Source organism: Mesorhizobium sp. LjNodule214 (assembly GCF_964252735.1).
Lineage (GTDB): Bacteria > Pseudomonadota > Alphaproteobacteria > Rhizobiales > Rhizobiaceae > Mesorhizobium.
The window spans coordinates 387065-407717 of sequence record NZ_CAXUPE020000003.1 but is presented as its reverse complement, the minus strand read 5'-3'; the positions used below and the strand labels follow the sequence as shown (position 1 = coordinate 407717).

The following is a 20653-nucleotide window of genomic DNA, read 5'->3' as shown; positions in this document are numbered from 1 at the left end:
CCTGATACGGTGCCATGCCTACCGGAAATCGGCGGCAGTCAAGGTGTAGGAACTGCGGCGGTCGCGGGAATAGGCTTTACCGGCAACCTTGTGGATGGATGATCGCAAGGTGTCGAAGGCTGACAGGTATTTTGTTTCCGACGCCGCTGTCCCGGCCAAGGCGCTGTCGGATTTTGCCAGCGCCTCGATCTCGACGAAGAAGCGCACTTCGAACATGCCGTCATGGCCGGTGAAGCGGACGGCGTTGCGCGCTTCATCGAAGCTGCGGCTGGGGTTGGGAAAGGAGAGCGTCATGACTGGCCCGCCGCTGTCTCGTGCGGGACAATTGGCGGCGCGGCAAGTCGCGCCCTGCGACGCTCGGCATTGCGCAGGTTGAGGGACAACATGCCGTGCGTCGCGTCCGACCGGCTGAGGCCGGTCATGGCACCGCCGTCGCTCTGCGCCGGAATTCCAGTGAAGACGTGATAGACCGTCCAGGAACGATCGGCTTCGACGCGGCGGCCATACTGACGGTCGGCGAAGTCGCATCCCGACGTGCCAGCCTCATTGTCCCAGGCGGCATTGCGACGCCGATCGGTTTCGTTGCTACGGGCATTCATGATGCTGGCCTTTCCTCATTGACCGCTTGCGTGGCGAGAGCGCCCGAATAGAGCGCTGCGCCATTCGTGTCGGCGATCGTCATGGCGTCCGGCCGCTGCGGCATGTTCAGGGTCCTGGCCAGAAGCCTGGCAATTTCGATCGCATCGTCGAGGTCGGCCGCTTCCACGGTCTCGCGGCCGATCAGGGCATGCGCATCGTCCGCTGCCCGGGTGCGATAGAATTCGATCAGGATCTTCATCGTCATCAGAGCCCGTAGCGTCAGGTCTTGCCCTTGCCGCGCAGGGAACTGATGTTGGCGGCAAGTCTGGTCTGGGCGCCGAATACGCTTTCAGGCTTGGGCAGGGCCTTTTCCTGCTTCGGCTTCCTGATCTCCTTGCTCGAGCGTTTTTGTCCCTTTGACATGTTCGAAGGTCCTTTCGATGAGCGTTATCGTGTCACCGGGCGAGGTGTCGACCGGTTCGAGACTGTCCTGCGTCGCCACCCGTTCATGAAGTTCGCCGTCGCTGCGGATGCGGTATTGCAGCGAATCTCCCCTCGGCGGCAGCGTGGCCGTGATGCGGTAGATTTCCGCGGTCTTTGGAAACGTGCCGAAGCCGCCCTTCAGCCGGACAGCCTGTCCGACGGCAAACAGATGCGTTGCGGCTTCGCGGCGGACCGGGCGTGCGTTGCGTTGCATCAGGGTTGTGGTTCTCATCATTGTCTCTGGTCCTGCTCCAGTGCGGCTTCAAGCGATGCCGGTTCGATCGGCACCATCTGCCGCGTGGCTCCGCTGGCGGAGATCGCCGGCAGGTGAATGAAGGTGGCGACGCGGCGCCATGCGATCAGGGAAGCCCCTTCGAGGGCTTCCTCGTCATGATCGACGCGATACTCTCCGGGTGGTTGCGGCGTATCGAAGCCGGGCAGCGAAAACGCCGACCTGAAGCGAACGACTGATGGTGTGGTGCGGCTGGTCATGAATTGCGGCTTTCCGCGGAAACGCGCGACTGCGCCTTTCCGTATCACTCCCACTCGAACCGCCAGGACGATGCCCGACGCTGCCAGTACATCCGTGGTCAGCGTCGGTTTCATTCCAGGGTTCGAACGGAACGAAATGTGCGCCGGACCGGCGCATGCACTCGTTTTCGAGAATTCGGTGGTGAATGGCGGGGCTCTGACACAAAGCCAACTCGACCAAATCAACGAGCTTTACATATGCGCCTCAATTGAGTTGCAAACAAGGTCGCGGCGCCCTTTTATTTGTCCTTTAAATAACAAATCAGCGTCCGCGAAAATCACGGCGGCAGAAAGTTTTCCTCCGATGCGAATGATTTTCTGCGCGGCTCGAATTATTTCATTCGATTTCTTGGACATTCGCGAGAATTAATTCTGGCACTCCTATCTATCGAGTGCCAACGCGCCTATATCAGGGGTAGCGGCCGCCTATGCCGGCCCCAGAAGGAAGCTCCCCATGAAATTCCGGCCACTCCACGACCGCGTCGTCATTCGCCGCGCCGAAGGCGACACCAAATCCAAGGGCGGCATCATCATTCCCGACACGGCACAAGAAAAACCGCAGGAAGGCGAAGTGATCGCCGTCGGCTCGGGCGCACACGACGAAAGCGGCGCGCTGATCGTGCCCGATGTGAAAGCCGGCGACTTCATCCTGTTCGGCAAATGGTCGGGCACCGAGGTCAAGATCGACGGCGAAGACCTTCTGATCATGAAGGAAGCCGATATTATGGGGATCATCGAGAAGGTCGGGATCATCGACAAGAGCGAGATCGGGATCATCGACAAGACAGTGGCCGTCAAGAACGCCGCCTGACCAGTCTGGCTTCACGGCAAACCGCCCACTCCAATATTCGAACGGGATGAACAATCATGTCTGCCAAGGAAATCAAATTCTCCACCGATGCCCGCGACCGCATGCTGCGCGGCGTCGAACTCCTCAACAACGCCGTCAAGGTGACGCTCGGCCCCAAGGGCCGCAACGTCATCATCGACAAGGCCTATGGCGCGCCGCGCATCACCAAGGACGGCGTGACGGTGGCCAAGGAAATCGAACTCACCGACAAGTTCGAGAACATGGGCGCGCAGATGGTGCGCGAAGTGGCCTCGAAGACCAACGACCTTGCCGGTGACGGCACCACCACCGCCACGGTGCTGGCCGCTTCGATCCTGCGCGAAGGCGCCAAGCTGGTCGCCGCCGGCATGAACCCGATGGACCTCAAGCGCGGCATCGACCAGGCCGTTGCCGCCGTGGTCAAGGAAGTCAAGGCGCGGTCCAAGAAGGTCAAGTCCTCGGCCGAGATCGCGCAGGTCGGCACCATCGCCGCCAATGGCGACGCCACCGTCGGCGCGATGATCGCCAAGGCGATGGACAAGGTCGGCAATGACGGCGTCATCACCGTCGAGGAAGCCAAGACTGCCGACACCGAACTCGACGTCGTCGAGGGCATGCAGTTCGACCGCGGCTACCTCTCGCCCTATTTCGTCACCAATGCCGACAAGATGCGCGCCGAACTGGAGGACGCCTACGTCCTCATTCACGAAAAGAAACTCGGCAATCTGCAGGCGCTGCTGCCGATCCTCGAAGCCGTCGTGCAAAGCGGCAGGCCGCTGCTGATCATCTCGGAGGACGTCGAGGGCGAAGCGCTGGCGACGCTGGTCGTCAACAAGCTGCGCGGCGGCCTCAAGGTCGCGGCCGTCAAGGCGCCGGGCTTCGGCGACCGCCGCAAGGCGATGTTGGAAGACATCGCCGTGCTGACCGCCGGCCAGATGATTTCCGAGGATCTCGGCATCAAGCTCGACAACGTCACCATCGAGATGCTCGGCCGCGCCAAGCGCGTGCTGATCGAGAAGGACACCACCACAATCATCGACGGCGCCGGCACCAAGGCGACCATCCAGGCGCGCATCGCCCAGATCAAGGGCCAGATCGAGGAAACCACCTCCGACTATGACAAGGAAAAGCTGCAGGAGCGGCTGGCCAAGCTCGCCGGCGGTGTTGCGGTGATCCGCGTCGGCGGCGCCACCGAATCGGAAGTCAAGGAAAAGAAGGACCGCATCGACGATGCGCTGAACGCAACGCGCGCGGCTGTCGAAGAAGGCATCGTTCCGGGCGGCGGCGTGGCGCTGCTGCGCGCCAGGTCGGCGCTCAAGGGCCTGACCGGCGCCAATGCCGATGTGACGGCCGGCATTTCGATCGTGCTCAGGGCCCTCGAGGCACCGATCCGCCAGATCGCCGAGAATTCCGGCGTCGAGGGTTCGATCGTCGTCGGCAAGCTCTCCGACAGCAAGGATCACAATCAGGGCTTCGATGCCCAGAACGAGGTTTATGTCGACATGATCAAGGCCGGCATCGTCGACCCGGCAAAGGTGGTGCGCACGGCACTGCAGGATGCCGGCTCAATCGCCGCGCTCTTGATCACCGCCGAAGCCATGATCACCGACATTCCGGCCAAGGATGCCGCGCCCTCACCCGGCGGCGGCGGCATGGGCGGAATGGGATACTGAGGCCTTGGAGCCAGGAGAAACCCGTGCGTGAACCGACACTGCTTCCGGTATTCGGCAGGCTTGGGGTCAAGCCGCCGGTCGCCGTTGCTGCGACGCCGACCACATCCAGGAGCATGAAGAACGTGGTTGCCAGCATGCGGGAGGGTCTCTCCTCACACGGGGGCCTGGCTTTGAAGCTGGGCGTGGTGCTGTGGACAGTCGTTGTCCTGGCGGCAGTGTTTTTCATTGTGCGGGCCTGAACCGGTCGGTGGCGGGCGAGAACGAAAGGACGCGGACTATGGCAAACCGCTACGCGCTTCGCATGGACCATCCGGACAGCTGGACCGTTTTCGACGTCTTCACCGGCCAGCCCGCCGAGTCCGATCACAAGGTCATGGTCGGCATCAATGCCGGCGAAGCGGACGAGATAGTCGGCCGGCTGAACGATCAGGACGTCAAGCGGCGGGAACAGGCCGGCCGCTGACTTGTGCCGGTGTGCCAACGGGCAAATCTGCCGGAATGATTCGCTAACCACCTGTCGGGGGCGTACAGTCCCGTCGTCGCCGGCCAGAACAAGGGCACCGGCGCTTGAGAGCGTCCACCGTACTCCCGCCCCCTAAATGGGAGCTGCATCATGGACAATGATCATTCGGACGATGTGATCTCGACTTTCGACTGCAATATCCTGCGCGACGCCTTCAGGACATCTGTCATCGAAAATGGGATCCCCGAGGATCAGTGGCAAGGATACGCCGCGCTTTTGATCCGCGACTATACCGGCAATTCCGATTTTGAATCGGCGCTGCTGGCCTGGATCGTACGAAAGTAACTCTGTCGCCGTGCATAAGGTGCCGGAGCGGACAGCCGCTCCGCGCTTGCTTCTTATTTTTGCCAGAAGGACAATAAGCATGAGGTTCATGAAAACCCCGGACGCCCCTGTCGTAACGGTCGAGCCGATCGTCGAAGCCGCAAAAGTCCTGTCGAAGCGACTGACGATCAGAAGCGACGAAGCCGCAAGACGAAAGCTCGCAGACACCGACGGCACAGTGCGTCGGGCGCGTCAACTTGCGGAAAGCAACCGCCTTATTTGATATGCCTGCGTCCCGCCGGCGGGTCGTCGGATGATCTCGACGTCCCTGCCCGCACCCTTGGCGGCGCGCCCGCCTCTCTCATGATGATCTCGCGATGCGGATAGGGGATGCTTATGCCGTTTGCCTTGAATGTGTCCCACAGCGCCAGCAACACCTTGCCGCGCACGTTGGTCAGGCCTTGCTGGGGGTCGCGGATCCAGAAGCGCAGGACGAAGTTCAGCGAGGAGTCGCCGAAGTCGGTCAGCCAGCAGACCGGCCGCCGGTCGGCCTCGACCCGGCCGACGCTGATGGCGGCCTCTATCGCCAGCTCGCTCACCTTGTGCGGATCGGCGTCGTAGGAGACGCCGAAGTTCACGTCGAGGCGCACGAGGTTGTCGCTGAACGACCAGTTGATGACCCGCTGGGTGATGAAGTCCTCGTTGGGGATCAGGAATTCGCGACCGTCGCGCGTCACCACCGAGACGAAGCGCGCCCGCAATTCGCGTATCCAGCCGAAGGTGCCTTCGAGCGAAATGGTGTCGCCCGGCTTGATCGACTTGTCGAGCAGGATGATGACGCCGGAGACGAAATTCGAGACGACCTTCTGCAGCCCGAATGCGAGACCGACACCGACGGCGCCGGAAAACACCGTCAGCGCCGTCAGGTCGAGACCGACGGCGGAGAGTGCGACGGCGCCGGCCACCAGCACGAGGCCGATCTTGGCGACCTTGCCGACGAGGACGCGGATCGACGGCGTCAGCTCCTCCGAGATGCGGACGCGCTCATCGATGTAATTGCCGGTGACCACCGCAAGCCAGACAGTAGCGACCAGCAGCAGCGCCGCCTTCAGAACCATGAGCGCCGAAAGGCGCACCGCGCCCAGCGGGATTGCGAGGCTGTCGAGGAAAGCGGCTGCCTCGTCACCGACGCCCAGTATGACAAGGGCCGCGTAGATCCATGCCAGCCAGCCGAGCGTGCGCGCGACGAGGCGGTTGCGGATGATGCGCGACAGCACGGTCGCGAACAGCCACGCCAGCGAGAGCAATAACACGACGAGGAGGAGATGGGTGCGGCTCGGCCAGGTGATGGCGCGCAAGAGGTTGAGCGCGGCAAACAGCAGAACCGTGAACAGGATCCAGTCGGTGCGCCGCAACAGCGCGATGACGAGCCTCAGCAGTCCGGGATGGCCCTTGATCTGGCGCGCCTGGTTCTCGACGAGCGGCTCGACCCGCAGCGCCGCGAGCTTCGCCACCAGGAAGAGCGAGACGATAATGGCGGCCTGATAGACAAACCACGGCGTGGCGGCATAGTCGAACCATCCGCCGGCCCAGGCCAGCGATCTATCGATGGCGTCGCGAAAATCCATTGCCACACGACCACTTGGCTACGAACTGCAACTTCGCGGTCCACAATGTCGTCGGCCTTGTGATTGGTCAAGCCGACCTTCGGGGCGGCCTTGTGAGCGGCAGCGGCGGAACAAAACGCAGCAAAGGCCACTGACGGCCGGCGTCGCGGTTGGCAGGCCTTTCTGCAGCGCCACGCCAGCATGGGCAAGCGCATCGTCTTGCCCGACGCTGGTAGTCATCGCCGGCACGCTGCCGCCCGACCAGTCTCGCGAAAAATGTGTAAAATCATCCATCGAAGCGCTTGCGCAAGCGCTTCGATTGGATTAATTCAATCTCCGTGACGAATTTGGCGCTGCAGACCCGCATAGCCGTATTCGCCTTCGGAGGATCAGCAACAGCCCTTGCCGGCACACGTCGCGCCCGCGCTTCGTGGCGGCCTGATGCTGCCTGTGAATTGTCAAACCGAACGGGAGGAACCGATGAACTTCAAGCAGAACGGACTGTCTCGCCGCACCTTCGTGAAGGCTTCCGCGGCACTTGGCGCCACCGCCGTGGCGGCTGCGTCAGGGGTCAAGATGGCGCGGGCAGCACCCGCCGAACTCAGGTATTTCTACCGGGCGCCGTGGCCGTCGTCCGAGGTCTACGCCAACTGGCTGATCGACGAATGGAACAAGAAGAACGGCGACCGGGTTCATGTCACCGGCGCCAGCGTCGACGGCGAGACCTACAAGACCAAGCAGACCATCGAACTGTCCTCGAGCAATCCGCCGGATCTTTTCTATTCCTGGGAAGGCGGACGCGGCAAGGAGATCGTCGACAACGGTTTCTCCGCAGATCTGACCCCCTATTACGAGAAATATGGCTGGGACAAGAAACTGAACCCGGCCGGCGTGACGCTGTCGGTCTACAACGGCAAGAAGCATTTCGTCCCGACCGAGATGTGCGCCTCGGTGGTCTGGTACCGCAAGGACATCTACGAGAAGCTCGGCCTCAAGGTTCCGACCACATGGGACGAACTCATGGCCAATGCCCAGAAGGGCAAGGAAGCCGGCCTGGCCGCCTTCATGCTGGCCAACCAGAAGAAGTGGCCCTCGCAGTTCATGTGGTCGGCGATCCTGGTCAACAAGCATGGTCTGGACGTCTATGACGGCCTGATCAACGGCACCATCCCGTGGACCGACCCGCGCGCCGTCGATGTCACCGCGATGATGCAGAAACTGGCCGAGGACGGGATGTTCGAGCCGTCGTTCAACTCGATCGATCTCGGGCCCGCCATGGTGCCCTGGACGCAAGGCCACGGCCTGCACTGGTATCAGGGCTCGTTCAATCTCGGCCGCTTCCGCGGCGACCAGCCGCAATGCTGCGTCGTGCCGATGGACTTCTTCCCGATGCCGGCCTTCCCGGGCAAGAAGCCGGTGATGTCGGTGTTCGCCGAGGACACAATCATGATCCATGCGAACAGCCCGAACAAGGATGCCGCGGCTGAGTTCCTCGACTGGATGGTGTCCGACGCGGCGATGAGCAAGAAGCTCGAGATCGACAAGCCTTTCCCGTCGAACGTCAATTCCGACCTGTCGCGGCTGAGCGAGATGGAGCAGCGCCTCGGCAAGGCGATGGCGGAGTCCGGCTCGTTCACCTTCATGCATGTCGACCATGCCACGCCGCCGGCGATCTCGGACAAGTTCCTCGACGGCGTCCAGGGGGTGCTGGCCGGCGCCATGTCGCCCGAAGACGCCATGAAGCTGACCGAGGACGAGGCGGCGCGCGTCAAGAAATCCTAGGCGATGACCGAGCGGGAGAGGCGCAGCGCCCTTCTTCCGCTTCTTCCGCGTCCTCCCCGGCGGCGGTGCGCTTCGGTGCGCCGCCGCAACGGCGGGAGCTCGCGTGCCGACGAAACGCGACGCGGACGCCACCCGTCCATTTCCGCAATCAATCGAAAGGCGCAACCATGGCCAGCAGCGCAAGCCGCTTCGATGACGGCACCTTCATCGGCTTCGCCCGCCGGCATGTGTTCGTGACCGTATTCGGGGTCGCCGTGCCCTTGCTGGTGTTCGCCTGCTTCATCGGCTACCCGATCGTCTACACGATCTACCTCAGTTTCTTCGAATGGAACGGCATGGCGCCGCAGAAGAAATTCATCGGCCTGGCCAACTACGCCTACCTCCTCCACGACAAGTATTTCTACATAGCGCTGGTCAACAACGCCAAGTGGCTGGTCGTGTCGCTGGTGTTTCCGGTCTCGCTCGGCTTCCTGATCGCCTATGTGATGAAGGCGCGGCTGGTGTTTGCGCCATCGCTCCTGCGCACGATCGTCTTCTTTCCGGTGACCATGTCGCTGATCGCGGTCGGGCTGATGTTCCTGCTCATCCTCAATCCGGTGTTCGGCGCCTTCGACACCTTGCTGCGCTCGGTCGGGCTCGGCTTCCTGGTGCACGAATGGTTCGGCGACTACCGCATCGCGCTCTACACGCTGGCGGTCATTTCGGGCTGGGCCTTCACCGGCATGCCGATGATCTTCTACTTCGCCGGCCTTGGCGATGTTCCGAAGGAAACCTTCGACGCCGCGCGCATCGAGGGTGCCGGACATTGGCGCATGATCCGCAGTGTCGCTCTGCCCCAGCTGCGCCCCGTCACCGCGATCATCGTCATGCTGACGCTGTTTGAATCGCTGCGCGCCTTCGACCTGATCGCCGTGCTGACCAAGGGCGCCCCTTTCGGCATGACCAACGTGCTCGGCTATCTCGTCTACATGGAGAGTTTCTGGAACTCCCGCTTCGGCTACGGCGCGGCACTCAGCGTGGTCATCCTGGTGATTGCAGGGTCGCTGGCAGCCGTCCTGCTCGGCAAGGTCCTGAAGGGTGCCTTCGATGTCTGACGCGACCTTGAACGCCGGCGCCATGCGCCGTGGCAGCCTCGCCTCGGTGCTGCCCAAACTCGCCGCGACCCTGCTCATGCTGGTGCTGGCGGCGGTGTGGCTCGGACCGCTGCTTTTGATCGTGATGACGTCGATCAAGTCGAACGCCGAGTTCCTGGCCGGGCCGTTCGCCTTGCCCAGGTCGCCGACCATCCAGCCCTATATCGACGTCTGGTTCGGGCTCGGCTTCGGCACGCTTTTGAGGAACAGCCTGATCTATGCCACGGCCGGGTCGGCGCTGGCGGTGACGCTGGCGCTGGTCCCCGCCTTTGCGCTCAGCCGCATGAACGTTCCCGGCCACAAATGGATCTTCGGCCTGTTGCTGACCGGCCTCATGCTGCCGCAGCAGACGGTGCTGATCCCGCTCTACGATACGCTGCGCACATTCCACCTGCTGGACACCAAGATCGGCCTGGTCATCGTCCACGGCGTCTATGGAATGCCGCTGCAAGTGCTGATCCTGCGCGGCTTCATGACGACCATCCCGCCGGAAATCGAGAAGGCCGCCTATGTCGAGGGCGCGACCGACTTCCAGGTTTTCTGGAAGGTGATCCTGCCGCTGTCGGTTCCCGGCATCCTGGTCGGCTACACGCTGAACTTCATCGCCATCTGGAAGGAGTTCGTGTTCGGGCTGGTGTTCCTCAACAGCGAGGAGAATTTCCCGGTGACGGTCGGCATGCTGAAGCTGAACAGCGACCGCTACCTTGCCGTCTTCAACCTGCCGGCCGCGGGCCTCGTCATCTCGCAACTGCCGATCGTCATCCTGTTCATCCTGACCTACCGGCAGATCTCGGGCGGCAATCTCTCCGGCGCCGTGAAGGGCTGATTTCGATGACTGTGGAACAAGGACTTTGTAATGGCTGAAGTGTCCCTGAAGGACGTCGAGAAGCGCTATGCGATGGTGCCGGTTCTGTCCGGGCTGAACCTGGACATTGCCGACGGCGAATTCACCGTGCTGGTGGGACCGTCCGGCTGCGGCAAGACGACGACGCTGAACATGATCGCCGGTCTTGAATCGATCACCGGCGGCACGCTGCGCATCGGCGCGCGCGACGTGACCACGCTGCCGCCGAAGGACCGCGACATCGCCATGGTGTTCCAGTCCTACGCCTTGTTTCCGCACATGACGGTGCGCGACAACATCGCGTTCGGCATGAAGATCCGGAAAACCCCGAAAGCCGAGATCGAAACGCAGATACGGCAGGTGGCGCAGCGGCTGCGCATCGATGACCTGCTCGACAGGCTGCCCAAGGCGCTGTCCGGCGGCCAGCGGCAGCGCGTCGCGCTCGGGCGGGCGCTGGTGCGCCGTCCCGGCGTGTTCCTCATGGACGAACCTTTGTCCAACCTCGATGCCAAGATGCGCATCGAGGCGCGCAGTTTCCTGACCAAGATGCATCAAGAGGTCGGAACCACGACCGTCTATGTCACGCACGATCAGGCCGAGGCGATGACCATGGGCAGCAAGATCGTGGTCATGAACGGTGGCAAGATCCAGCAGGCGGCGGCCCCGCTCGAAGTCTACAACCGGCCGGCCAACCAGTTCGTCGCCGGCTTCATCGGATCGCCCGCCATGAACTTCCTGCGCCTGGTCTACGACGGCAAAGCCCTCCTGGACCAGGCCTGCCGGTTGCGGATCGAGGTTCCGGAGTGCCGGCGCGCGGCGCTTGCCGGCCAGCAGGGAAAAACGGTCACGCTGGGGGTGCGGCCGGAGCATTTCAGGATCCTGCAGCCCGGCGCCACCCCTGGGGCCGATTCGATCGCGTTCAATGTCGACGTGGTCCAGCATCTCGGCCACGAAATTCTTCTCGACCTCAGCGCCGGCGATCACAGATGCATCGCGCGGCTGCCGCCCAGCGACCGTTCAAAGCTTGGGGAAAGCCGGCTGTTTTCCATCGATATGGACCACGTCCATTACTTCAACGGCGACAGCGGTGAAAACCTCATTGATTATGCCCGGCAACAATGAATAGTCGGCTGCGGACCGGCGACTGGGGACCGGTTCCCGGCAGGCGGGTGCCGCATCGAGGGTAAAGGGATGGCGAGAGCGACTGCAACGATCAGCGACGTCGCCCGCCGCGCCGGAGTGTCCACCTCCACCGTGTCGCACGTCATCAACGGAACGCGCCTCGTCAGCCCCGAGAAAACCGCTCTCGTCAACGAGGCGATCACTGCGACGGGATATCAGCCGAACGCGCTGGCGCGCTCGCTGGCACGCAAGGTCAGCAACTATGTCGGCATCGCCATATCGGCGATCACCAATCCCTATTTCAGCGACATCATCTGCGCCATCGAGAACGAGTGCGCCCGGCTTGGCCTGCTGGTTTTCCTCGCCGACACGCGCGACGAGCCCGGCCATGAGCTGGCCGTCGTCCAGGCGCTGCAGGAGCGACGGGTGGACGGCATCATCCTGGCCCCGTGCGGCGATCCTGAGAGCACGACCGTGCGCTATCTGGAAAGGAGCGGCATCCCGACCGTACTCGTCGACAGGTACACGGCGTCGGCCTTCGACCATGTCGGCGTCGAGAACAAGCAGGCCGTCGCCAGTCTGGTTTCGCACATGGCCGAATTCGGCCACAGGCGGATCGGCATGATCGGCGGCCATGCCGGTTTCAGCACCACCACCGAGCGCATCGAAGGCTACAGGCTCGGCCTGAAGCGTCACGGGATCGCCTTCGATCCGGCGTTGGTGCAACCATCGAACCAGACTTTCGAAGCCGCCCAAAGTTCGACCGCTGCCCTGCTGGAGCTGGCAAACCGGCCGACCGGCATCATTACCGGAAACAACCAGACGACGATCGGCGCCGTGGCCGCGATCCGCAATGCGGGCCTCAGAATACCGCAGGACATATCGCTTGCGGGCTTCGACGACTTCGAGTGGGCGAACTACTTCGACCCGCGGCTGACCCTGGTGGCGCAGCCCTGCGACGAGATTGGCCGCAGGGCCGCGCAGATGCTTGTCGAGCGGATCGGCGGATTGCACACAGCACCCCGTTCCGTCAGGTTGAAATCGACCCTCGTCACAAGGAACTCTTGCGCGGCTCCGGCTGTTTCCTGAACCGCCTGGCGGATCGCGCCGAGATGCGCGTGCGATTTTGCGCGCTGCGCAATTTCGATCAAACTGGCCGCGCTTCGAAACGGCACCATGATCCGGCCAATGCGAGGAGAAAAATGAACCCGACCGAGAAGGCGCTGTGGTTCGTCGAAAGCCATCTGCCCGAAGCGGTCTCGCTCGACGATGTCGCGCAAAGCAGCGGCGTGTCGCGCTTCCACGTGACGCGCGCTTTCGGCGCTGCGACCGGCCGCTCGGTGATGGGCTACATGCGCGCGCGCCGGCTGAGCGAAGCGGCGCGCAAGCTCGCCGCCGGCGCGCCCGACATCCTCTCGGTCGCGCTCGACGCCGGCTATAACTCGCATGAGGCCTTCACCCGCGCCTTCCGCGACCAGTTCGCCACCACGCCGGAACTGGTGCGCGCACAAGGCACCCTCGACAATCTCGATCTCGTGGAGCCGATCCTGATGAACCAATCCCTGCTTGCCAGCCTCGAGCCGCCGCGCTTCGAGACCAGCCGCCCCTTCCTCATCGCCGGCCTCGGCGAACGCTACAGCTGCGAGAGCAGCGCGGCGATCCCGATGCTTTGGCAGCGTTTCGGTCCCTATATCGGCAACATTCCGGGCGAGATCGGCGACGTCGCCTATGGCGTCTGCGTCAACGGCGACGACGCCGGCAATTTCGACTATGTCGCCGGCGTCGAGGTGTCCGATTTCTCCGACCTGCCAAAGGATTTTTCCCGCGTGCGGGTGCCGGCACAGAAATACGCCGTGTTTTCGCATCGCGAGCACATCTCGACCATCCGCCGCACCGTCAACACGATCTGGAACAAATGGCTGCCGGCCTCCGGCCACGAGATCGCGGATGCGCCGGAGTTCGAGCGCTACGGCCCCGAATTCGATCCGCGCAGCGGCAATGGCGGGCTGGAGATCTGGATCCCTGTGAAGGGGTAAGGAGTGGTCGGCCGTAGGCCGATCAATCGACAACGATTTGTCGATTGAAGCGACGAACGACCGAAGCCATAGCGAAGGGCCGGACCAACTCTACAATTCCAGGTTCCAGTTCTGGCCTACCAGATCCTTGCCGAAGGAATGGTGGCGTTCTTCCTCGGCGAGCTTGAAGCCTGCCGCCTCGTAGATGCGGCGCGCCGAGACGAGGATGTCGTTGGTCCACAGCGTCAGCGTCTTGTAGCCCCTGGCGCGGGCAAAGCCGATGCACTCATCGACCAGCCGCTTGCCGATGCCAAGGCCGCGCGCGGACGGCTCGACATAGAGCAGGCGCAGCTTCGCCACCTCGTCCGACTTGCTCACGAGAAAGACCGAGCCGACGACCTCCCCTTCCCGCTCGGCGACCCAGCCGCGCTCCCATTTCGGATCGAAGGATTTGACGAAGGCCGCGAGGATCTCGGCGACCAAGGCCTCGTAGGTCTCGTCCCAGCCATAATCCTGCGCGTAGAGCATGCCCTGGCGTCTGACGATCCAGCCGATATCGCCGACCTGCAGCGGCCGCAGCATGTAGGGAATTTTAGGCTCGGCACCGTCGCCGCCCAGCAGGCGCTGCACCGTCTGCATGGCCTTGACCAGTCTGTCCTGGTCGGATGCCGGCAGCCGATCGAGCAAGGCCGCGACCTGATCGTGCGAATCCCGATTCAGCGGCGCGAAGGCCTGCCTTCCGGCCGGCGTCAGCGCGATCGACGAGCGCCGCGCATCGGCCTCGGTGGCGGCGCGCTCGACCAGGCCGCGCTCCTCGAACTTCTTCAGCAGCCGGCTGAGATAGCCGGGGTCAAGCGCAAGGTCGCGGACAAGGTCGGTGGCGGTCAGGCCGTCGCGATGCGCCAGCTCGTAGAGCACCCGCGCTTCGGTCAGCGAGAACGCGCTTTTTAGGAGCCCTTCGTCGAGCAGCCCGATCTGGCGGGTGTAGAAGCGATTGAAGGCCCGCACCGCGTCGATCCGTTCCTTACCGGGTTGGTGATGAAGGGTCATGGCGTTTCTCCTGTCGGGGACAGGATCGATCATTTAGTTGACTTAGTCAAGTAAATAGCTGCTGCCTATCTGACGGCCTGGCGGATCAGCCCCTCGAAGCCATCGGCCAGATTCGCCGTGCCGGCGGCGATGATCTTCGACAGGGCCCTCGCCCGGCCGGGGGTCTTGTTGGCGTCGAGCAGCACCGCCCTGCCCTCGTGCATGACGAAGTCGAACTTGCCGTAGTCGAAGCCGAGCTTCTGGCGCAACGCCCGCAATTCGTCGGGGACCGGAACGGGCTCGCGGCGAATGGTGTCGTCGCCCTTGACCAGACTTTGCGGCGAGACGTAGCGGGTGCAGCGCTCGCGCTCGCCGCAGAAGATCCAGAACCGCGCCGCGAAGCCGTCCGGCTCCGCTTCGGGGATGAATTTCTCGACGACCAGATTGGTGCGCGTGAAAACTTCCGCAGGAACATCCGCCAGCGAAGCATGGACCTGGTACTGTTCGAAGGCCTCGCTACTAGGAAAGGGAATTGCCTTGCCGGCGCGCACGGAGTGCCGGTTGAGCTGCTGCTCGGGCGTTCCCTGGTGGTTGAGATTGCTCTTGACGATGACCGGACCGGACCAGTCGTCATCCTGATCGATGACGGCGCCGCTGATGCGGCGTTTTGAGATGTCGGTCGCACCGAGATTGAGGCAGAAGGGAAAGCCGCGCGCATAGTCGACATAGTCGGCCGGCGTCACCGTCGCGTCGACATGAAGAACGGCGATATCGGCATCATGTCGCGCCGAAGGCCCGGGCAGGATGCGAACGGAATGGCCGCGCCTTTTCAGCTCCGCCAGTATGTCGAACAGCATATAGGGGCTGTCCCAACGCTGCAGCATGCCGCGCCGGTGCTGGAACCGGTCGTATACATGCGTTATCACCGCGATGCGGGCCACGATCTCTCCAACCGCGCGAAGCAAGCATTCAGCCGGACCTATCCAGTGCGCCACCAGCCTACAAGCCGTTTTGCATGACTAGCCACTGGGATGCAATTCGCCGCCACTGGCAGTTGCTCGGCCCGCCGCTGCGGCCGCCGCCGGAGGCGGTCGAGGCCTATGAGCGCGAACTCCAACTGCAATCGGCGGATTTGCTGCTTTTGGGCGTGACGCCGGAACTGGCCGGGCTCGGCAAGACGCTGCTGGCTGTCGATGAATCCGCAGCCATGATCTCCGGCATCTGGCCCGGCGACACCGACACACGCAAGGCGGTGATCGGCAACTGGCTGGACCTGCCGATTGCCTCCAACAGCGTCGATGCCGTCATTGGCGACGGCTGCCTGTCGGCGCTCGATTCATCTACCGCGAGACTTCACCTGCTTGCCGAAATCGGGCGCGTGCTGAAACCCGGCGGACGGGCCGGGCTGCGACTGTTCGCCGGCCCCGAGGCGCCGGACGACCTTGCGGCCGTGCGGGAACTCACCATGGCCGGCGGCGTCGCCACCTTCCACGAACTCAAATGGCGGATCGCCATGAGTTGCACCGGCGGCGACCCGGACCGCGCCATCAAGGTGAAGGCGATCCTCGAGGCGTTCGACGCGCTGTTTGCCGACCGCGAGGAGCTTGTCTCGGCCACCGGCTGGGACAAGGCAGTCATCGGCACCATCGATGTCTATGCGACGTCGCAGGCCAGCTACAGCTTCGCCACCGCGGCAGTGCTGGTTGAGGAGGCAAGCCGCCATTTCAGCCGTGTCCGCCTCGCCCCGACCGGGACCTACGGGATGGCCGAACGCTGCCCGCTGCTGGTGCTGGGCGAGCCGCGCCGATAGATACTCACCCCATCGGCAAAGCCTGCCAGCGGTCGACAATCTTGCCGCCGGAAAGCACGGCAATAGAACCGAAATGCTGCAGCACCGCCTCGCTCTGCGTCGGCCTCAGAAAAGCGTAGTCGCCCGGTTTGACCATTGCATCGCCGGGCAGGCCCATGAACTGCTGGTTGGAGGACAGGCCGATCAGGCCGTTGGTCTTCATGCCGTCGGGAAACACCGGCTCGGCCATCCATTTGCCGCCATAGAGATAGCAGCCCTTGCGCGGGAACAGGCCGAGCGTCCGCAAGATCCGCGACAGGGCTGCCGGGCCGGGCAGCACCGGCTCGACCGCCTTCAGGATCGGCGTCGCGATGAAGGCGGCCGGTTGGAAGCCGGCGAGCCCCGGCTTGTCGAAATCGCTGGGCAGCACGAAGGCGGAGCCGATCGACACTTCATTGGCCACCCCGCCATTGTGGAGCAGCGCCGTCTTCGAACCGCCGATGTTGAGGATGCGGCGCTGGTCCTCGCCAAGGCAATCGGCGAACTCCCTGGTCAGTGCCGAGGCCTTTTTCAGCGCTCCGTCCTGGCCGCCGAACAGGCCGGGAATCTCGGGCGCATGCGCCTCATAAGCCATGATGCCCTGACAATGCAGCCGTTCGGGAATCGATAGCCCCTTCAAGGCTTCCGGGCTCGCGAACCCACCACGGTGCAGCCCGACATCGACCTCGTAAGCGAAGCGCAGTTCGATGCCGAGTTGGGCCGCCAGCGTGCCGTATTCGGCCAGCCGCTCTTTCGTATCGATCAGCCAGCAGACGCGCGACCACCCCACTCCGCCTTTCGTCAGCATGGCTCTCGCCGCACCGACCGGCATCGGCTTGCCATAGAGCATGTCGGCGTCCGGAAAGGCATCGAGCACGGCCTGCGTCACCGGCGGATGAAAGGTCATGAAGCGGTTCGTGCCGAGCGCCCTGGCGATGTGCGACAGCAACGGCACGCAAGCCAGCGATTTGTCGACCAGCCGCACGGCAAGGCCAGGGTCCAGTCTCTCCTTCACCAGAGCGATATTGCGGTCCAGCCTGTCGCGGTCGAGCAGCAGGCAGGGCTGGAAGATGCCGGCCTCCTTCAACGCCTGCGACAGCGCGGCGAAATAGGCGCTCATGTCTCGATGCCGAACAGGCCGGCCATATAGGGCGACACGAAACGGTTTTGCGGATCGATGTCGCGGCGCACCGCCATCGCCTCGTCCCAGCGCGGATAGAGTTTCTTCAAATCCGCCGCCTTCAGGCTGTGCATCTTGCCCCAATGCGGCCTGCCGCCATATTTGCGGAAGATCGGTTCGGCCGCGCGCATGAACGGCAATGGATCGTTCGCCGCATCGTGGTGGATGGCGATCGAGCAGGTGGGCCTTTTGTAGAACGGCGAGAGCCAGAATTCGTCTGCTGCCACCGAGCGCACCTCCATCGGGAAATAGACTGCGGGAAAGTGCGTCTCGGTCAGCGCGATGATTTCGGCCAGCGCCTTCGGCCCCTCCTCGAAGGGCAGATGATATTCCATCTCGTTGAAGCGGGTTTGTCGGTCGCTGGCATAGACGTTGAGCCAGTCCTGCACGTAATCCTCGGCCGGCAGTTTGGCGATGGCGCCCAGGATCAGCCGGCGGCGCAGCGACGGCAGCCAGCGGAGTGCGGTGCGCAGCCGGCGTAGCGTCTGCAGCCCCGCCTCGTCGCCCTCGGTCGGCCGCAGCGTCGTCGCTGCATCGCTCAGGTCACTGGCGATGAACTGCGCGTAGCCGGAAAACGGAATGTAGTAGAACTCGGCCGAGCGATGCGTGCGCATCATCTTTTCGAAGTCGCGCAGCATGTCGGCGATCGGCAGCACCCATTTGCGGCGACGCAGCCGATAGGTCGGCATGTTGTTCACTGTCACTTCGGTCAGGATGCCGAAGGCGCCGAGCGCGACGCCGATGGCATGGATCGTCTCTTGATCCCCTGCCTTGGAGTATTCGCGCAGCTTGCCCAGCCCGTCGACGATCTGCATCGTCTCCAGCTGCGTGTGATAGGCGCCAAGCGTCGGCCCGGAGCCGTGGGTTGCGGTGCCGAGCGCGCCGCCGATCGCCTGGCGGTCGATGTCGCCCATGTTGGGCAGGCCCTGGCCGATGCCTTGCAGCAGGTGCATCAACGGGCCGAGCCTGATCCCTGCCCGCACGCGCGCCTGATGTTTCTGCGCGTCGTGCGACACCAGCCCCTCGATCTTCTCCAGCGAGACGATCGTGCCTTCGGATTTCACCAAAGGCGTGAAGGAATGGCCGGCGCCGACGACACGCAGCGGGCCGGGCGCGCCGCGCACCAATTCGGCAAGCTCATTGGTGTCGGCCGGGCTGGCGATCAGCTTCGGCTCGGCGCGAACGAGGCCGGACCAGTTGCTCCAGGTGGTCGACATGGCGCCCTCCCGCTCAGGCTTTTTGTTGGACCATGATCTCTTCCGAAAACCGGTTTCCACTTTTCGGGATCATGCTGTGACGCGGCGGCGCCGCGACACGAGGATGAACAGGCCAAGCAGTATGACGCTGGCAAGCGCGCTGGCGGCGGCGAATTCCGGCACCGGCCGGAAATCCTTGCCGTCGATGAGCAGCGATGCCGCGATCGGGCCGATGGCCAGGCCGAAGAGCTGGGCGGCCGGCACCAGCAGCACGGCCGTGCGCGTCTCATCGGCGGTGATCGCCAGGCGGATCTGGTAGGGCACGACGAACAAGAGGATGAAGCCCATGACCAAGGCCGCGACCCAGAATGTCGTCAGGCCCGGTCCGCCGGCGAGAACCAGGGAACTGACCAAAGCAACAGTACCGATCGCCGCGATGGCGAGGCGATAATCGATGCGCGCCTCGAACACGGTCGCCGTCATCGCGCCCAGAACCTGAACCGCGAGGCTGGCCGAGACGATCAGGCCGACGGTGCGCCCATCGATGCCGTACTGCGCGCCAAGCGGCTCCAGAAAAGCCCAGACCGCGCCGAAGAACATGAAGTAGCAGAAGACCGACAGGAGCGCGGTCATCGAAGGGAGCGTCAGCACATTGGCCAGGTTCTCTTCCTTGGGCAGGTCGGCATAGTTGCCCGGCACCTTCCAGGCGATCACCAGGGACGCCAGGCAAACCAAGGCGAGCGCAATGAAGCCGCCGGCCGACCCGGCTGCCGGAATCACATAGAGGGCGAGCACCAGCGCCAACGCGCATTGCATCAGCGTCTGGATGGTGACGAAATAGCCGCCGATGCGCTCGGCCCGCCGCGAGCGGGCGATGAGCTCTGTGGCGACCGCCACCAGACCGCCCTCTGCGAGCCCGGCCACGGCGCGTGCGGCGATCAGCGTATTCGCGGAGGCGGCATAGGCCGTCCACCAATTGGCCAGCGCAAGCAGGATCAGCAGGACAGCACTTTTCCAGCGCATGTTGCGGGCTGCAAGCAGCATCGCCACGACGCCTGAGCCGACGGCAATGGCGATCATCTCCGCCGTCGCGACCAAAGCAAGTTCGTCGCCGCTGACATGGCCCTCGGTGTAGAGGGCGCCGAGGAGCACCGGCTGCAGGCCGAGGATGAGCAGGCCAACCGAACCGATCCACAGGGCCGAGGCAAGCTCGGCGCCGGTCGGATTGCCAACCAGCCAATCGCCATTCCCCTGATGTCCGGCATTCGATGCCAAAGGCGCCTCCCCCAACGTCCTTGCCGCACGGCGAAAAAACTGACAATCTGTCAGCAATTCTGGAAACTGATACTTGATCATATTTTTTGTCAACCGGGAATTTGGACTTTCTGGCGAGAGATCCGACGCATGACGGAAGCAAGGCGATTGGCGACCGAGCCGCGGCGCAAACCCAAGCAGGAGCGCAGCCGCGAGCGCATCGACGCGATCCTGTCGACGACCATGCGGCTGATCGGCGAGAAGGGCATCGACGCCGTCACGATGAAGGAAGTGGGCGCGCTGGCCGGCGGGCCGATCGCCACCGTCTATCACTATTTTCCCAACAAATCGGCGATCCTGGCGATGCTCTATGAGCGCTTCTCCGAGGTCAGCCGCACCCGCTTCGGCGCGATCATCGCCGAAATCCGTGGGCTGGACGACGTGACGGCAGCGGCCGACCGCCTGCTCGACGATTATTATGAGCGCGTTGCCGAAGACCCGGCCATTCAGGATCTGCAGAACGCGATCCAGGCCGACAAGGCGCTGCAGAATCTCGACATCGCCGAGACAAGACAGCAGGCGAGCATGTTCTGCGAGCATGTCGGCCCGCTCATCGATCCGGAGCGGCGTGAGCAGTTCGCCCGCGTGGTCTTCCTGATCTTCCAGCTTGCCGGCGGGGTGGTGCGGCTTGCGCTGACGCAGGACGAGGAGGAAGGCCGGCGGACGATCGATGACTACAGGTCGATTATTCACGCGCAGCTGCGGTTGTTTCTTTAATCGA

Annotated in this window: 24 protein-coding genes; 13 read left to right on the top strand and 11 right to left on the bottom strand. The window is 63.5% G+C overall.

The window, feature by feature from the left end; all coding sequences use genetic code 11:
• Positions 1–18 precede the first annotated feature (18 nt).
• From ACSQ3Z_RS27285 to ACSQ3Z_RS27265, 5 genes are all read right to left on the bottom strand, one after another.
• Complete coding sequence (locus ACSQ3Z_RS27285) at positions 19–294, bottom strand: DUF1488 domain-containing protein (RefSeq protein WP_436174386.1); 276 nt, start codon at positions 292–294, stop codon at positions 19–21.
• Positions 291–599 (bottom strand): hypothetical protein, encoded by a 309-nt coding sequence (locus ACSQ3Z_RS27280; RefSeq protein WP_436174385.1) that lies wholly within the window; start codon positions 597–599, stop codon positions 291–293. Before ACSQ3Z_RS27280 ends, ACSQ3Z_RS27285 begins: the two co-directional genes overlap by 4 nt.
• Positions 596–838, bottom strand: coding sequence for a hypothetical protein (locus ACSQ3Z_RS27275; protein ID WP_436175159.1), 243 nt, complete (start codon positions 836–838; stop codon positions 596–598). Before ACSQ3Z_RS27275 ends, ACSQ3Z_RS27280 begins: the two co-directional genes overlap by 4 nt.
• 90 nt (positions 839–928) lie before the next feature.
• On the bottom strand, positions 929–1297 hold the full coding sequence (locus ACSQ3Z_RS27270; RefSeq protein WP_436174384.1) for a hypothetical protein: 369 nt from the start codon (positions 1295–1297) through the stop codon (positions 929–931).
• Positions 1294–1554, bottom strand: a complete 261-nt coding sequence (locus ACSQ3Z_RS27265; protein ID WP_436175158.1) for a hypothetical protein — start codon at positions 1552–1554, stop codon at positions 1294–1296. Before ACSQ3Z_RS27265 ends, ACSQ3Z_RS27270 begins: the two co-directional genes overlap by 4 nt.
• 493 nt (positions 1555–2047) lie before the next feature.
• Between ACSQ3Z_RS27265 and ACSQ3Z_RS27260 the strand changes: the two genes are divergently transcribed.
• The 5 genes from ACSQ3Z_RS27260 (at position 2048) to ACSQ3Z_RS27240 (ending at position 4903) form a co-directional block, all read left to right on the top strand.
• Positions 2048–2404, top strand: coding sequence for a co-chaperone GroES (locus ACSQ3Z_RS27260; RefSeq protein ID WP_436174383.1), 357 nt, complete (start codon positions 2048–2050; stop codon positions 2402–2404).
• A 56-nt stretch (positions 2405–2460) separates the two neighbouring features.
• The gene (gene groL / locus ACSQ3Z_RS27255; RefSeq protein WP_436174382.1) at positions 2461–4095 is read left to right on the top strand and encodes a chaperonin GroEL; all 1635 of its coding nucleotides are present in this window, start codon (positions 2461–2463) and stop codon (positions 4093–4095) included.
• Positions 4096–4118: 23 nt separating this feature from the next.
• Complete coding sequence (locus ACSQ3Z_RS27250; protein ID WP_436174381.1) at positions 4119–4334, top strand: hypothetical protein; 216 nt, start codon at positions 4119–4121, stop codon at positions 4332–4334.
• 38 nt (positions 4335–4372) lie between these two features.
• Positions 4373–4558: a hypothetical protein gene (locus ACSQ3Z_RS27245; RefSeq protein ID WP_436174380.1), complete on the top strand. Its 186-nt coding sequence runs from the start codon at positions 4373–4375 to the stop codon at positions 4556–4558.
• 150 nt (positions 4559–4708) lie between these two features.
• Complete coding sequence (locus ACSQ3Z_RS27240; RefSeq protein ID WP_436174379.1) at positions 4709–4903, top strand: hypothetical protein; 195 nt, start codon at positions 4709–4711, stop codon at positions 4901–4903.
• Between the two features lie 254 nt (positions 4904–5157).
• Here ACSQ3Z_RS27240 and ACSQ3Z_RS27235 read toward each other — a convergent pair whose 3' ends face one another.
• The gene (locus ACSQ3Z_RS27235; protein ID WP_436174378.1) at positions 5158–6510 is read right to left on the bottom strand and encodes a mechanosensitive ion channel family protein; all 1353 of its coding nucleotides are present in this window, start codon (positions 6508–6510) and stop codon (positions 5158–5160) included.
• Between the two features lie 459 nt (positions 6511–6969).
• On the opposite strand from ACSQ3Z_RS27235, the gene ACSQ3Z_RS27230 reads away from it, so the two are divergent.
• The 6 genes from ACSQ3Z_RS27230 (at position 6970) to ACSQ3Z_RS27205 (ending at position 13406) form a co-directional block, all read left to right on the top strand.
• Positions 6970–8271: an ABC transporter substrate-binding protein gene (locus ACSQ3Z_RS27230; RefSeq protein WP_436174377.1), complete on the top strand. Its 1302-nt coding sequence runs from the start codon at positions 6970–6972 to the stop codon at positions 8269–8271.
• A 167-nt stretch (positions 8272–8438) separates the two neighbouring features.
• Positions 8439–9365, top strand: coding sequence for a carbohydrate ABC transporter permease (locus ACSQ3Z_RS27225; protein WP_436174376.1), 927 nt, complete (start codon positions 8439–8441; stop codon positions 9363–9365).
• The gene (locus ACSQ3Z_RS27220; protein WP_436174375.1) at positions 9358–10230 is read left to right on the top strand and encodes a carbohydrate ABC transporter permease; all 873 of its coding nucleotides are present in this window, start codon (positions 9358–9360) and stop codon (positions 10228–10230) included. The genes ACSQ3Z_RS27225 and ACSQ3Z_RS27220 overlap by 8 nt, the downstream gene beginning before the upstream one ends.
• Before the next feature lie 30 nt (positions 10231–10260).
• A complete protein-coding gene (locus ACSQ3Z_RS27215) occupies positions 10261–11370 on the top strand; it encodes an ABC transporter ATP-binding protein (RefSeq protein WP_436174374.1) in 1110 nt (369 codons plus the stop codon).
• Positions 11371–11439: 69 nt separating this feature from the next.
• A complete protein-coding gene (locus tag ACSQ3Z_RS27210) occupies positions 11440–12459 on the top strand; it encodes a LacI family DNA-binding transcriptional regulator (RefSeq protein WP_436174373.1) in 1020 nt (339 codons plus the stop codon).
• A gap of 113 nt (positions 12460–12572) precedes the next feature.
• Positions 12573–13406: an AraC family transcriptional regulator gene (locus tag ACSQ3Z_RS27205; protein ID WP_436174372.1), complete on the top strand. Its 834-nt coding sequence runs from the start codon at positions 12573–12575 to the stop codon at positions 13404–13406.
• 90 nt (positions 13407–13496) lie between these two features.
• Here the strand turns inward: ACSQ3Z_RS27205 and ACSQ3Z_RS27200 are convergent, their stop codons facing one another.
• Positions 13497–14435 carry a bifunctional helix-turn-helix transcriptional regulator/GNAT family N-acetyltransferase gene (locus ACSQ3Z_RS27200; RefSeq protein WP_436174371.1) on the bottom strand — a complete coding sequence of 313 codons (939 nt, stop codon included), beginning with the start codon at positions 14433–14435 and terminating at the stop codon, positions 13497–13499.
• A gap of 65 nt (positions 14436–14500) precedes the next feature.
• Entirely contained in the window at positions 14501–15355 is an 855-nt protein-coding gene (locus tag ACSQ3Z_RS27195) for a hypothetical protein (RefSeq protein WP_436174370.1), read from the bottom strand.
• A gap of 74 nt (positions 15356–15429) precedes the next feature.
• Between ACSQ3Z_RS27195 and ACSQ3Z_RS27190 the strand changes: the two genes are divergently transcribed.
• The gene (locus ACSQ3Z_RS27190; RefSeq protein WP_436174369.1) at positions 15430–16224 is read left to right on the top strand and encodes a class I SAM-dependent methyltransferase; all 795 of its coding nucleotides are present in this window, start codon (positions 15430–15432) and stop codon (positions 16222–16224) included.
• Between the two features lie 4 nt (positions 16225–16228).
• Here the strand turns inward: ACSQ3Z_RS27190 and ACSQ3Z_RS27185 are convergent, their stop codons facing one another.
• The 3 genes from ACSQ3Z_RS27185 to ACSQ3Z_RS27175 all read right to left on the bottom strand — a co-directional run bounded on the left by ACSQ3Z_RS27185 (position 16229) and on the right by ACSQ3Z_RS27175 (position 19893).
• Positions 16229–17362 (bottom strand): alanine racemase, encoded by a 1134-nt coding sequence (locus ACSQ3Z_RS27185; RefSeq protein WP_436174368.1) that lies wholly within the window; start codon positions 17360–17362, stop codon positions 16229–16231.
• Positions 17359–18639, bottom strand: a complete 1281-nt coding sequence (locus ACSQ3Z_RS27180) for a D-arabinono-1,4-lactone oxidase (protein ID WP_436174367.1) — start codon at positions 18637–18639, stop codon at positions 17359–17361. Before ACSQ3Z_RS27180 ends, ACSQ3Z_RS27185 begins: the two co-directional genes overlap by 4 nt.
• 69 nt (positions 18640–18708) lie before the next feature.
• A complete protein-coding gene (locus ACSQ3Z_RS27175) occupies positions 18709–19893 on the bottom strand; it encodes an MFS transporter (RefSeq protein ID WP_436174366.1) in 1185 nt (394 codons plus the stop codon).
• A gap of 129 nt (positions 19894–20022) precedes the next feature.
• Between ACSQ3Z_RS27175 and ACSQ3Z_RS27170 the strand changes: the two genes are divergently transcribed.
• On the top strand, positions 20023–20649 hold the full coding sequence (locus tag ACSQ3Z_RS27170; protein WP_436174365.1) for a TetR family transcriptional regulator: 627 nt from the start codon (positions 20023–20025) through the stop codon (positions 20647–20649).
• The last annotated feature ends 4 nt before the right edge of the window (positions 20650–20653 follow it).